We start from the raw sequence: 12,761 nt of genomic DNA on the forward strand, positions 1-12,761 counted from the left end.
CAAAGGTGATTAATTCCATACAAAAAGGACACTCCCAATAACTGCGGAAGTATCCTCATAGTCTTTATTACTATAATTTTTTAGATTAAATACCCTCTTGAAAAAGATATGGAACCATCATACTCTACACTTACTTTTTTAATGTTAGGTTTATGCAAAACATCAGCATAAAAATAATACAGCGGAAGGATGACCATTTGGTCAATGAGCATTTTTTCAGCTTTTGCATAAAGCTTGTTTCGTTCGCTAGTGTCTAATGTAAGCCTAGCTTGTTTAATATAACTATCATAAAGTGCACTGCTCCAGCCCGAATCATTATCGCTGCTCCAAGATGTGAAATAATCTAAAAAAGTCGATGGATCGTTATAGTCGGCTGCCCAAGCCGCTTTTGCCATTGTATAATTCTGCTTAAGACGATTATCAAGCAGATCTTCCCAGGGTTGAACCTCAAAGCCTACTGTAATGCCCAGATTTTTGTTCCAGCTGTTAATAACGGCTTCTGCAATTTCTTCATGCCCTTCATTTATAATAATCGAAAAACTAGGAAGCTGAGTTAAGCCCTCTTCCTTCAAACCTTCCTGAAGTAATTTCTTAGCCTGTATTACATCCTCTTTGAAATACCGTGTATCAATAATCTCTGATCTAAAATTCAACTTGGAACCACGAATACTCCGAGGAATAAAACCGTAAGCAGGTGTACCATAGCCGATAGATTCTCGGTTAGCTGCCATGGCTAATGCTTTACGTATCTTCAGATTTTTGAAAGGTGCTTTGCTTAGATTGTACTGATAATAATATGTAGAAGCATACGGCAAAGCATATAACTCCTGAGGGAATACAGAATTTAAAGAAGCCTTATCTATCAGCTCATCTTTTGCCCCTACCCAGTCAACTTCATTGTTTAAGTAGGCCATAGTTGGCGAAGGTGTTCCAGCTTTAGGCCGAAGTAGATGCACCTCTGAGAAACGAATTTCTTGCGCCGCATAATAGTTTGGATTTTTAATTAGATGAATCGAATTTTCATCCCACTGTTGCAGTTTAAAAGGGCCATTAGTAACCATAGTTTTAATATTGTACGCCCAATTCTTATCTGCTTTCGCGACTTGCGCATTAATTGGCATGTAAATACTTTCCGCGAGAAGCTGCGGGAAATGTGAAGTTTTTTCATTCAAAGTCACTTGGAGTGTATCGTTATTTAACGCTTTCACACCCACTTTCGAAGACTCCTTTAGCTTCCCTTTATGATAATTCTCTGCGTTAGCAATTATGAACATTTTGAATGCATAGCTATTCATAGACTGAGGTGCAAGCGCTTGTTTCCATGCATACTCAAAATCTGAAGCCTTAACCTGCTGCTGATTACTCCATTTTGCGCTCGGCCGCAAGGAGAACGTGTATGTTTTCCCATCCTTGGAGACTGTCCACGACTTGGCTATCCCGGGAACCGCCTCTCCCGCATCATTCAAACGCACCAATCCCTCAAATATCCCTTTAAAGACCGTAGTCGTACTACTATCTGTGGAAGTGGCAGGATCTAGATCTACAGGAATATAATCAAAACCAATACGCAACACCTGTTTAGCCTGTACAGCAGATGCAGTGTTCCCTTCACTTACATTTAAACCTATTAGTAATACTAAAACAAAGAGAACATGGAGCAATTTTTTCATCGACACTTCCCCTATTTCTATTATTTTTATTAACTAGAATAACATGGAATCTATTGATTCCGATAGATTAATTTCACCGTAATTCTTCCATTTCTAGAACCTAGCAGGGTCATCTAACTGCACACTCACTTCCCATTGACGCTTTGGGATCAGAATGTTAATCTTTAGAAAATATCACAAGGATAAGGGAGCTATTTACTGGTGAAAAAGACAACCATGAAGGACATCGCACTTCGTGCCAATGTCTCCGTCGCAACAGTGAGCTATGTTCTGAATCGTGTCGGCAACCAAACCATTCCTGAGAAAACGCGCCAGCAGATTCTTCAGCTTGCCGAGGAACTACACTACATACCCAATCTGGCGGCACGTTCACTTGCGAATCAGAAAACAGGATTGGTAGGTGTGCTTGTTAACACCTCAGCCCATACACCACACTGGAAGCTCCATGCCCAGTTCTCATTTATACATGCCTTGGAACAACGGTTAACAAATGCTGGTTACCATACGCTGCTATATTCACTTGATGTTGATCAGCCTTCTTTGGATATTATCGTAGAAAGAAAGCTGGAGGCTGTATTTCTGATCGATGTGCGCGAGGAAGCCTTTTATTCGATCTCCAAGCATTTTGTAGAAGGAATTCCTTTGATTCTGATCGACAGCATGATTGAAGATAAACTCTTTAAGCAGGTCCTTTTCAACTATCGAACAGCTCTGCAAAAGGTAAAACCACAGGACCTTTCACAGGTATGTTTAATTATGGAGAGCTTCAATAACTCTTTCCTCACCCGCTTTATTCAGGACAGTATTCCATTACCTGAAGAAGCGATATTCACCGTTGTCAATTTGGAGGAATTAAATACATTCTTACAGGAGGGGGACTATAAAGAGGCCATTGTCATTAATGAGTTTATTGGAAGTTACGTTGAAAAAAACGGGAGGTTCGAACAACTCTCTGTGCTTTGCACCTGCAATTGTCCGGAAATATTAGGCGATGACGTTCATAAATTCATTTTCACAGGGGATAAAGCGGCTACTGCATTTGAACTCATGGACAAATTATTGCATCATTCTGACTACTCCGCACAAGAAAATAATTGTTATTTTGTAGAATAATTTTTTTGTCTATTCACTTAAGCGTTTAAGTTGAAGGGAGCATAACTTATGCCTGATCCTGTATTAGTGAAACAAGTTCCCCCTGCTGTTCAAGCTCATCCCTCTCTTTGGGGAAATCGGAGATTCCTGCTGCTACTCAGTTCGTACTCCATTTCCTTATTCGGTAACACTTTTCATAGTATTGCTTTAAGTTTATGGGTACTGCAAACGACCGGCAGCGCCAAAATGATTGCCATCATCACGATAATCAATTTAGTGCTCAGTTCTTTACTTGGATCAATAGGGGGAACTTTTGCGGATAGGGTCAATCGTCGAACCCTCATGCTGATCACAGATCTGATAAGTTGCGGACTCGTAGTGACACATGCTTTAGCCATTTCCCTGCCTTCTACTTCGTTCATTGTCGTCGCTATACTGACGGGTCTTACGACCGTTTCAGCTTTATTCCAGTCCCCGGCATACCAAGCTTCTATCACTACTGTTGTTGGTAAAGAACATCTACAAAAAGCGGTAGGATTGTTGAACTTGTCTGAAAACATCTGCCGGACTATTGGTTATTCAGCCGGTGGGATTTACGTAGCGAGTTTTGGAGCCGCCGACGCTATTTTATTTGATGGAGCTACGTTCTTTCTCTCCTTTCTGCTCGTTTTAGCGGTCCGCTCCCTTCCTTTGCCAACTCAATTGAATAACGTGCCCAAGAAAGAACGGAAATTCACACAGGATTTGATCGATGGAATTCGCTATATTTGGAGGTACCCTTTTGCACGCGCCGTTATGATTATGCTTCCTACCTTAACCTTATTTTTTGTCCCCTCCCTGATGTTGACCCAGGTTATGGCCGTCAAAGTGTGGGATTCCACTCCCTTTCAGTTTGGACTTATTGAAGCCTGTATTCCACTTGGTTATATGATCGGGTCCGGACTGATCTTGCTGCTTGGCTCCAAATTGAAAAACAGAGGTTTCCTTATTATGACTGGACTGCTATGTCTCGGTCCCCTGTACCTCCTGTTATCATTCGTCACTTCCGCTGCGATTGCCATTCCTATCATTCTTGTGATTGGCTTCATGTTCTCATTCTCCACGTTGCTGATTAATACAATCCTAAGGCTGGAAGTTTCAGAAGACATCCAGGGTAGGGTGTTCGGTGTATTAGGTTCTATCATGAGTGTAGCCCCATCCATTGGTCTTACTGCTGTCTCGTTCTTGTCTGATCTCTTCAGCCCTGGTCCTGTCATGGGTTCAATCGGAGTCTTACTGCTGCTGTTTGCCTTATCAACTATCACTAAATTAAAGGTAATTCGAAACTACAAGTAATTTCAGAATGTATCCTGTGTTCTTTATCGCCCTCTTTTTCTAATAACGCGTCTAAGATGAAGCTCAAACAGTAATAGAACAACCAGAAAAATCAATAACAGGAGACCCGCTATTCCAGTTAAAAACGGAAATAGGAGTGGGAAGAAAATACTAGGATAGGCCTTAGTAACATCTGAATAATACCCCATACCCATAAGGGAGGTACCGGAGAACTCGATTAGCTTGACACCTAAATGATTGTTGCTTCTTTGCGCATAGCTGAGAACCTCTTCGTCTACATCTCCGTTTTGTGCAATCGTGATGATTTTCCATTTTCTTGTTTCCATGGGTTGACTATCATCGGTCAGTCTTTGGACTATACTTACTTGTTCCTCACCAGTCTTTCGGTCCTTTACTGTGAGAATATCTATCCACGAAAAATATCTGCTGCCTCTGTCCCGATTGGATAGCCATATTTCATCAGGGGTGGAGATTTTTTGATCATTTAATAAGAACTGAACTTTGACAATATCACCAGGCGGGGCCTTCTCCTCTTCATCCCATGGAGTCATATCTGCTTTCCTGCCTGTTTTTTCTTCCCTGATTTTAATATTCTTATGAGCAACCGTTATCTCTTGTACGTTTATTGGGTTATATTCTTTTTCAGCATGCTTTATCTCATAACGCTGATTTATTTGATCAGAAATTATATACTCACGTATATAGTTGAACAATGGGTTAAAAGAAATCGCCAGCAAAAATAGCGAGACGCCAGATATAACTATAAACTTCTTCATAAGTCCTCCTTTTTAACTTACAGTCAGTTTAAACTTTTGGCGTGAACCCCCTTCCGGTCCATCGGGAACATATTCCTGCAAAGGACTAAATCCAAATTTCCGATAAAACTCCCTGGCAGGTTGGCCTGCTAAATGATCCTCACCAAAGGTAGTGACGGTTATCTAAATCTCCCAACCATAATAAACATTGTGGAATAAAATCTGCATAGTTCTGTAATGCATTAATCGTACGGATTACCTCACAAGTACCCAGCTCCCGTTCTGCGTCATCCGAGCTCTCCAGTCCTAGCGAACGTCTGATATTGTAAGCTAACCATTCTAATTTTCCCAAAAAGCCATAGTTGAGCACAACCTGCCAATCCGCATAAATCTCTCCGCCATGCTCCAGATAGCTGTTAATCAAATTTGAGAATGCCTTTTTGCTTAAATCTCCCGATTCAGAACCTGACCAATATAAAGCTACATCTATCAGCTCTACTGTCGGATGAATAGGTCCTGCTGCTTCCCAATCGATTATTATCGGAACTTTCTGCTCATCCCACAAGACATTTTTGGGGTCTAAATCCCGATGGCTGATAACATAATGATTCGTCAATAGACTCGCTGAAGAATAAATCAATGCCTCCCAATTCTCTATCTTATGCAGGTGATCTGCCAGCAAGCTTGACCATTCTGCACGCTGCTGCTCTCCTTTGAGAGCAAGCTCTTTCCAATTGGCAACTGCAGCATTAGACGCTATAAGCGTTTCAAAGTGATGATCATCCGTTCCCTGTGAGAAATCGATGATGTGGAACTGCGCGAGAATTGCCCCAATCTTTTTACAACAATCTAAATCTATTTCACCTAAAGGTAATGCCTTCCCCTGAACCCATGGAAACAATAAATAAAATTGCCCCTCAACCTCGTGCATACTACTGCCATTAGATACGATTGCCGGAACAGCATGGATCCCCTTTTGATAAGCCAGATTCGCAACCATTTCAGAAAAAATATAATTGGACATAGCTGTATCTCGTTGCATAATTTGAGGATTTAAGGCCTTTACTGCGTATTGCGCTTTATCCGTTTGCAGGCGATACATTCTGTGCAAGAGTCCACCTGTTATCGGTTCAGGTTCATTCATCAACAGACCCAGATTATATTTGGCACAAAGTGTTGCGAATTTTAAATTATAGCTCATATTTTCCATGTTATGTATTCCTTTCCGTGTGAGTGAAGCCGTACTCATATAAAATGGTTCAAGTAAATTTAAAACATATTTTTATCTTTATGAAATATTATGTACTGTTCACTATGACATCCTGTGTAACCCTCGTGAACCAAAAATGAAAAGGAGGCTTCGTTAATGAGTAAGCGGTTACATCAATCAGGGTATCTTGTAATCATTTGGTTTTTAGTCTTTACCTTAGGGACGGCAGCTTTTGGCTCTCTTTCCTCTGTGTCGGCAGCAGCTGCCCGGCAAGCGGAAAAGCTAAATCGGGGACTAGTAGCAGTGAAGGTATCCAGCGGTGTATTTGTGAGCTGGCGGCTACTCGGAACAGAAGAACTGTCGGTTTCTTTTAATTTATACCGCAATGGCACAAAAGTAAACGTTACCCCAATCACGGACAGCACGAATTATCAGGATAACGCCGGCACAGCTTCGTCTAGCTATACAGTTCGAGCAATCGTTGGCGGTATTGAGCAATCTGATTCTCCAGCAGCAAATGTATGGGCCAACAATTATTTGGACGTTCCAATTCAGATTCCGGCTGGCGGCACTACGCCAGATGGCGTAAGTTATACCTATAGTGCCAATGATGCCAGCGTGGGTGACCTAGACGGTGACGGGGAATATGAAATCGTATTGAAGTGGGATCCTTCCAATTCCAAAGACAACTCGCAAAGTGGCTATACTGGCAACGTCTATCTGGATGCCTATAAGCTTAATGGAACTCGGCTATGGCGAATTGATCTGGGCAAAAATATTCGGGCTGGCGCACATTACACTCAATTTCTAGTCTATGATTTCAATGGTGATGGTAAAGCCGAAGTAGTCTGCAAAACAGCAGACGGTACGGTTGACGGAGTTGGCGTAACCATTGGAAACGCAAGTGCAGATTATCGCAATTCCAGTGGATATATCCTGACCGGACCTGAATATCTGAGTGTATTTTCCGGACAAACGGGGAAAGCCTTAACCACAATTGATTATGTTCCTGCCAGAGGAACGGTATCCAGTTGGGGTGACAATTACGGCAATCGAGTAGACCGCTTTTTAGCAGGAGTAGCCTATCTGGATGGAGTACATCCAAGCATCATTATGGCACGTGGTTATTATACACGCACAGTCGTTGTAGCTTTTGACTGGAATGGCAGTGCTTTGACTCGTAAATGGACCTTTGATAGCAATAGCTCCACCAATGCTGGAACCGCCGGTCAAGGTAATCATAGCTTAAGTGTAGCCGATGTGGATAACGATGGTAAGGATGAGATCATTTATGGTGCCTTAACCATTGATAATAACGGTGCGACCTTATACAATACAGGGCTGGGTCATGGAGACGCGCTGCATGTAGGCGATTTAAATCCGAACCGCCCCGGTCTCGAAGTTTTTAAAGTCATGGAAAATACTAGTTCTCCCTATGGCGCTGCGGTATGGGATGCTGCAAACGGGACGGTCTTATGGGGTGTATACACGGGAAAAGATACCGGCCGGGGGATGGCTGCCGATATTGATCCCAATTATCCCGGGGAAGAGGTATGGGCTCACGGTGTTGGCCTATACTCCATTACAGGCACCAAAATAAGCAGCACAATGCCTTCTGTGAATTTTGGAATCTGGTGGGATGGCGACTTGTCCCGCGAACTGCTGGATGGTGTCAAGATTGATAAATGGAACCCTGCAAGTAACTCCGTTACCAATTTATTAACCGGAGCGAGCGTAGCATCCAACAATAGTACCAAAGCAACGCCAAGCCTACAGGCCGACCTGCTTGGAGACTGGCGCGAAGAGGCTATCTGGAGAAAGTCCGATAACTCGGCTCTACGAATCTATACAACTACGAACATCACCACTAATAAAATATATACCTTAATGCATGATCCAGTATATCGGTTGAGCATTGCCTGGCAGAATACAGCTTACAATCAACCTCCGCACACAGGATTTTTCCTAGGCAACGGTATGCCCACTGTGTCTAAACCCAATATCTACGTAGTGCCGTAAGCTTTCTAAAGAATTAGTAAGTGAATAAAAAAGCAATTGCTGTTATCCGGATGTGCCGGGGCAATTGCTTTTTTGATCGGTTTATATCAGCAATGATCGAGGTGCGTTAATAGTTTTTTTAATTGTTTAATGCCTTCGCATTGAGTGGTTATTATTGCATATAAAATAGGTTTTAGTGCTGGGCAGATATTAAACTGTAAAACGTTGTTTGACATTCGTACAGCGCTAGATCCCCAATCAGAATCCCAGCTTTAATAGCCAGGCCGCAAGCTTCTCCTCCCGCCTTTTCAATTCACCATCTACGCGATTATATTTTCCAAGCCGTTGCTCAGCTGCAATGCTGCCATCTAGCATATATAAGACACGCTCAGCTTGAGCAGCGACTTTGGCATCATGTGTGGCGATTATAAGCGTTGTTCCTGATTGATTAATATCTGCTAATATGTCCATGATTTCACTAGCTGCTTTTGAGTTAAGCGCCCCGGTTGGCTCATCGCCAATCAATATATCTGGCTGATTAATGAGTGCTCTGCAGATTGCTGCTCTTTGCAATTGTCCTCCTGAGACCTGTGTAATATCACGTTCAGCCAGCGTAGCAATTCCTGTTTTGTTCATTAACTCGGCTGCTCTTTTATTGATAGTTCTACGGCTGCTGGTTCTCGCCCGATAAGCAGACAGGATGATATTGTCGCGGATATTCAAGTTTTTTAACAGATGCATTTGCTGAAAAATAAAGCCCATATGCTTTAAGCGCAGTCCGGCTAATTCGTTCTCTGAAACTCCGCTGATCTCCTGCCCTTTAAAAACAACACTTCCCGCTGTCAACTTATCCATCCCGCTGATCGTATACAGCAATGTTGATTTTCCTGAACCAGAAGGTCCCATGACAGCTATGAATTCCCCCTGTGACACCTGAAGCTGAACATCCTTTAATATCGACTGCGGAGTTCCTTGCCCTGTTGAATAACTTTTTTTTAACCCCTTCGTCTCTAATATGAACATTCTGTCACCTCCTATCATTCGACAATTAGTTTGGCTATACTGGATTTTCTCATTGAGATCGTGCTTGTTACGGTGGTGAGCGCTACAATCAGCATGAAAAGTAGCGGAAGAATAAGATAGGCTACCGCCGGATTGATTACAAACTGTATCTTAGAAGCACCCATAAAAGAGCCTAGCATTTGAGCAATTTTTTGCCCGAGAGTGTTAGCCGCAAAAGTACCAAGAATGACGCCCAGCCCTGATATTATCAGCATCCTTACCAGATACTGCCTACGAATATCTCCTAACGTAAAGCCAACACTTCTCAAAATAGCGGTTTGCGAAGAATCCTTGGCAAGCAGCATTTTCAAAAATAAAGAGGTAATCAATACCGAAATCGAAAATGCGATAACGATGGATAAGCCTGTAACTAGCTTCAATTGGCGAATTGTATTTCCTAATGTCTGAGCTAAATAGCTTTGCAGATGAGTGATTTTTGCTGGATAAAATAAATTGGTGTACTGATCCATTTTTGCCTGGACGGAAATTCCCGGGTTCACATCCAAAGCTACTACATACCAGAGAACCGTCTTCGGATCATATGGCAATTGCGATTTTGCGGTTCGGCCACCATTAGTTATATCCTGATAGATCCCGCTAACAGTCAATTTTTTTGCCACCCCAGCAACCTCTAAAAGAACGGTATCCCCCACCTTTTTATTCAGTTCCTTGGCGTTCAGGTCAGAAAGAGCGATCTCACTTGCACTGCTAGGAGTTCCTCCATTAACATACGAGAGCGGAAAAATAGTAAAGTCACCGGTTTCAACATTTAGCGATTCCCATACACCATCACTACCTAATACCTTAAATCTAGAAGTAATCAGTGGAGATAATTTAGAGATGTCCGGGTCATTTTCAAGCTTGGTTATCATCTCATTAAAACGCTTCTCTATTTGGTTCGATTGCTGCAAATCTATACGAATATCGCTCTGACCGACGCCCATATAAGAAACAAACCGGGGAGACTGAAGGGTATTCAATATATTCACTGGCACTAGAACGATAAACAAACTGATCACAAATACGAAGAACAATAATCCGTACATGGTGAAGCGCCCGTAAACATCTTTTACCCCGAGAAAAGCATTCACGTTAACAAATTTACGCTTACTAAGTGAAAATCTGCTTGTGTTAATCCTTGCTTCACCCCTCGTACCTGACCGTAAAGCTTCTACAACCGTGATGCGATTAAAGCGTCTAAGAATCATCCGGCAAAAGAATACAACAACTCCAAAGATCAAACCTACCGCCAGGACAGGAACAAAATATTGAAGTATACTGGCAGGAGCAACGCCCAAATACAAAGTAATATTGGCTGTAAACAAACGCACCACACCTAAAGATAGTAAATATCCACATACAGAGGCGACGGCTGCCATCACGATATATTTTGCTAAATAAATGCTGCGAATATCTTGCTGCGTGATCCCAATCGCTTTCATGACACCTATCTCTCTGTAATCCTCTTCCAAGGTAGCGATCATCGTAAATCTGAGACATAAAATAGCAATCAGCATCAGCAGAACACTTACCAAAATAATAACAACTGCGATAATCCCATCCGTCAGTGCATTCAGCGTTTTAAATAAAGGATAGTCAATAGAGGGGCCTTTATTGGGCAGATTTGAGGATTGATACTCATTGCGGAAATCATTGAGCTTGGATAGATCCGTAAGCTGAAATTCAATCAGGTATTCAGGTTCACCCAGATTCTGTCTCAGCGCTATGAAGTCAGCAGTATTTACGACAAATCGTTTGGAGCTGACCATGGCTGGATTCATTTGGACATCCCTTACAAAATCAGTAATCACAAACTTTTTATCGAACTGTTCACCTAGAATGCTAACTACGTCGCCGATTTTCAAATTCTTTTGCTTCATATAATAAATGGGGACAGCGATTTCTCCTGCCGATACCTCAATCACCTTGTTCTCTAAATTCAGCAGCAAATCAAACGAAGGATTCTGCTCTACAAAGCCGATATCCATCACGCTGTTTGCTTCCGAGCCTTGGTTACTGCCTAGATAAACGTTAGATCCATCCAAGTTAAGCATCTCTACGGTTTGTTGATCTTTCACCAGTGGATTAGTAGCTGTAAAGCTCTCGATTGCTGAGCTGTCGATTTGTCCTGCGTGCATCTGCACGAAATGAGGGGCTTTGGATTTAATCAATAGCTGATTCAAGGACCCCGACAATTCCATAATCACTTGCGACGCAGAAGCAACAAGCAAAGCCGATAACATGATAAACACAAATAATCCGAAGGTAATGATTTTATTGCGTTGAAGGTCTCTTTTTACAATTCGTAGCAGCATTGACGGGCCTTCTCCTCTCTAATACAGAATTCAATTATCCACGTTCAAGGTTACGGATTGATTTCATTCGGGGGATCACAAATGCCATAATAATGATGAGCAAACCAGAGATGATAAATAATAAGCCGATTCCCCGTCCTTCCCCTGTGCCTATCACCTTACCTACTGATGAAGTAAGCAGACCTCCCTCTCGCAAAAGAGGATTAAACACTTGATCAGCCAATATGCCAGCAAAAGCATACGCAGCCACATAACCGAGTTGTGATAAAATGCCAATGATCCCCCATGCCCGCCCCTGTGTGTCATTTGGGATATGGTTGCGAATCATAACGTCAGCACTGGTATTAACAAAAGGCAACGTTGCAAAAAATAAAAAGCCAGCAGCTGTAATAAAAGCAACATTCGTGGTCAGACCCACCAAAGAAAAAAACAAACCGGCGAATCCTAGGCCGAGCGCTAATACTTTAATATATTTACGATCGATGCTAAAAACTCCAATAATCAGACTGCCGAGCAACATCCCTATAGCACTTACAGACAATACCGTGCCTAGAGTTTTCGTATCCGTAAAGGGTAGAAGCATAGGCGTATATAAGGTTTGGAGAAAACCCACATAAAAAGTAATGACAGACAAAATGATCGTAAGCTGCAGTACACCTTTCGTGTAAATAAGAGCATCCCAGCCCTCCTTCAAATCTTTTACAAACGACTGATTCATTGGGACTCTGTGTTCAGTCTGTAGATTCCTGCGAACAGCCATCACTGCAAGAACTGTAACTAGAAAGGTTGAGATATCTATAAGCAGGATAGTTGTTATATCCATAAAGCTAAGCAAAATCCCGGCAAGGATAGGGGAAAGAAGATATTTTGAGGACGCAGCAAGCTGAACTAAACCACTGGCCTTGGCAAATTGCTTCTCTGTTAATAAATCTGTAATGGTAGCCTTGTAGGCAGGTTCAAGCAAGGATACAAAAATCGAACTAAACGTCACGCCTAGACAAATCTGCCATAAATGAGGTTCACCCAGCAGCATGATGATGAGAACATATACTAGTCCAAAAGCAGATAACAAATCCCCTGCTATCATCATCAATCGACGATCAAACCGATCCGCTAACACGCCGCCAAAAGGACTGAGCACAATGGAAGGGAGAAAAGCACATAAGGTTAAAAGTGCCACGCTAGAGGCAGTCTGCGTCATCTGGAACACATAAACCCCTAAGGTGAAAGCCGTCAACCCGCTGCCAATACTGGATATCCACTCCCCCATCCAAATGATCATAAAATTTCCGAAGGATTTGTTGTTCAGAATATTCCCTCTCCC

At 42.3% G+C, this 12,761-nt stretch carries 9 protein-coding genes; 3 read left to right on the top strand and 6 right to left on the bottom strand.

Annotated elements, in window-relative coordinates; translation table 11 throughout:
- Positions 1-80: 80 nt before the first annotated feature.
- Positions 81-1,670, bottom strand: a complete 1,590-nt coding sequence (locus NSQ66_RS19410; protein ID WP_339279343.1) for a peptide ABC transporter substrate-binding protein — start codon at positions 1,668-1,670, stop codon at positions 81-83.
- 201 nt (positions 1,671-1,871) lie between these two features.
- On the opposite strand from NSQ66_RS19410, the gene NSQ66_RS19415 reads away from it, so the two are divergent.
- Together NSQ66_RS19415 and NSQ66_RS19420 are read left to right on the top strand one after the other, a co-directional pair.
- Positions 1,872-2,783 carry a LacI family DNA-binding transcriptional regulator gene (locus NSQ66_RS19415; protein WP_339279345.1) on the top strand — a complete coding sequence of 304 codons (912 nt, stop codon included), beginning with the start codon at positions 1,872-1,874 and terminating at the stop codon, positions 2,781-2,783.
- A 48-nt stretch (positions 2,784-2,831) separates the two neighbouring features.
- Positions 2,832-4,097 carry an MFS transporter gene (locus tag NSQ66_RS19420; protein WP_339279347.1) on the top strand — a complete coding sequence of 422 codons (1,266 nt, stop codon included), beginning with the start codon at positions 2,832-2,834 and terminating at the stop codon, positions 4,095-4,097.
- Between the two features lie 23 nt (positions 4,098-4,120).
- Here NSQ66_RS19420 and NSQ66_RS19425 read toward each other — a convergent pair whose 3' ends face one another.
- Together NSQ66_RS19425 and NSQ66_RS19430 are read right to left on the bottom strand one after the other, a co-directional pair.
- A complete protein-coding gene (locus NSQ66_RS19425) occupies positions 4,121-4,873 on the bottom strand; it encodes a hypothetical protein (RefSeq protein ID WP_339279348.1) in 753 nt (250 codons plus the stop codon).
- 139 nt (positions 4,874-5,012) lie between these two features.
- Positions 5,013-6,053 (bottom strand): phosphotransferase, encoded by a 1,041-nt coding sequence (locus NSQ66_RS19430; RefSeq protein WP_339279350.1) that lies wholly within the window; start codon positions 6,051-6,053, stop codon positions 5,013-5,015.
- A gap of 165 nt (positions 6,054-6,218) precedes the next feature.
- Between NSQ66_RS19430 and NSQ66_RS19435 the strand changes: the two genes are divergently transcribed.
- Entirely contained in the window at positions 6,219-8,081 is a 1,863-nt protein-coding gene (locus NSQ66_RS19435) for a rhamnogalacturonan lyase (RefSeq protein WP_162164293.1), read from the top strand.
- 237 nt (positions 8,082-8,318) lie between these two features.
- On the opposite strand, the gene NSQ66_RS19440 is transcribed toward NSQ66_RS19435, so the two are convergent.
- From NSQ66_RS19440 to NSQ66_RS19450, 3 genes are read right to left on the bottom strand one after another with little or no spacing between them, the layout of a single operon-like run.
- Complete coding sequence (locus NSQ66_RS19440; RefSeq protein WP_339279352.1) at positions 8,319-9,083, bottom strand: ABC transporter ATP-binding protein; 765 nt, start codon at positions 9,081-9,083, stop codon at positions 8,319-8,321.
- Between the two features lie 14 nt (positions 9,084-9,097).
- On the bottom strand, positions 9,098-11,437 hold the full coding sequence (locus tag NSQ66_RS19445) for an FtsX-like permease family protein (protein WP_339279354.1): 2,340 nt from the start codon (positions 11,435-11,437) through the stop codon (positions 9,098-9,100).
- 34 nt (positions 11,438-11,471) lie between these two features.
- Positions 11,472-12,719: an MFS transporter gene (locus tag NSQ66_RS19450; protein ID WP_178420335.1), complete on the bottom strand. Its 1,248-nt coding sequence runs from the start codon at positions 12,717-12,719 to the stop codon at positions 11,472-11,474.
- Between the last annotated feature and the right edge of the window lie 42 nt (positions 12,720-12,761).

Source organism: Paenibacillus sp. FSL H3-0329 (assembly GCF_037963285.1).
GTDB classification, from domain to species: Bacteria; Bacillota; Bacilli; order Paenibacillales; family Paenibacillaceae; genus Paenibacillus_AQ; species Paenibacillus_AQ odorifer.

Bases quoted from the DNA above. Each gene is read 5' to 3' on its own strand.
- NSQ66_RS19445 (WP_339279354.1), bottom strand. From the start codon at position 11,437: ATGCTGCTACGAATTGTAAAAAGAGACCTTCAACGCAATAAAATCATT.
- NSQ66_RS19450 (WP_178420335.1), bottom strand. From the start codon at position 12,719: ATGATCATTTGGATGGGGGAGTGGATATCCAGTATTGGCAGCGGGTTG.
- NSQ66_RS19420 (WP_339279347.1), top strand. From the start codon at position 2,832: ATGCCTGATCCTGTATTAGTGAAACAAGTTCCCCCTGCTGTTCAAGCT.
- NSQ66_RS19440 (WP_339279352.1), bottom strand. From the start codon at position 9,083: ATGTTCATATTAGAGACGAAGGGGTTAAAAAAAAGTTATTCAACAGGG.
- NSQ66_RS19435 (WP_162164293.1), top strand. From the start codon at position 6,219: ATGAGTAAGCGGTTACATCAATCAGGGTATCTTGTAATCATTTGGTTT.
- NSQ66_RS19430 (WP_339279350.1), bottom strand. From the start codon at position 6,053: ATGAGCTATAATTTAAAATTCGCAACACTTTGTGCCAAATATAATCTG.
- NSQ66_RS19425 (WP_339279348.1), bottom strand. From the start codon at position 4,873: ATGAAGAAGTTTATAGTTATATCTGGCGTCTCGCTATTTTTGCTGGCG.
- NSQ66_RS19410 (WP_339279343.1), bottom strand. From the start codon at position 1,670: ATGAAAAAATTGCTCCATGTTCTCTTTGTTTTAGTATTACTAATAGGT.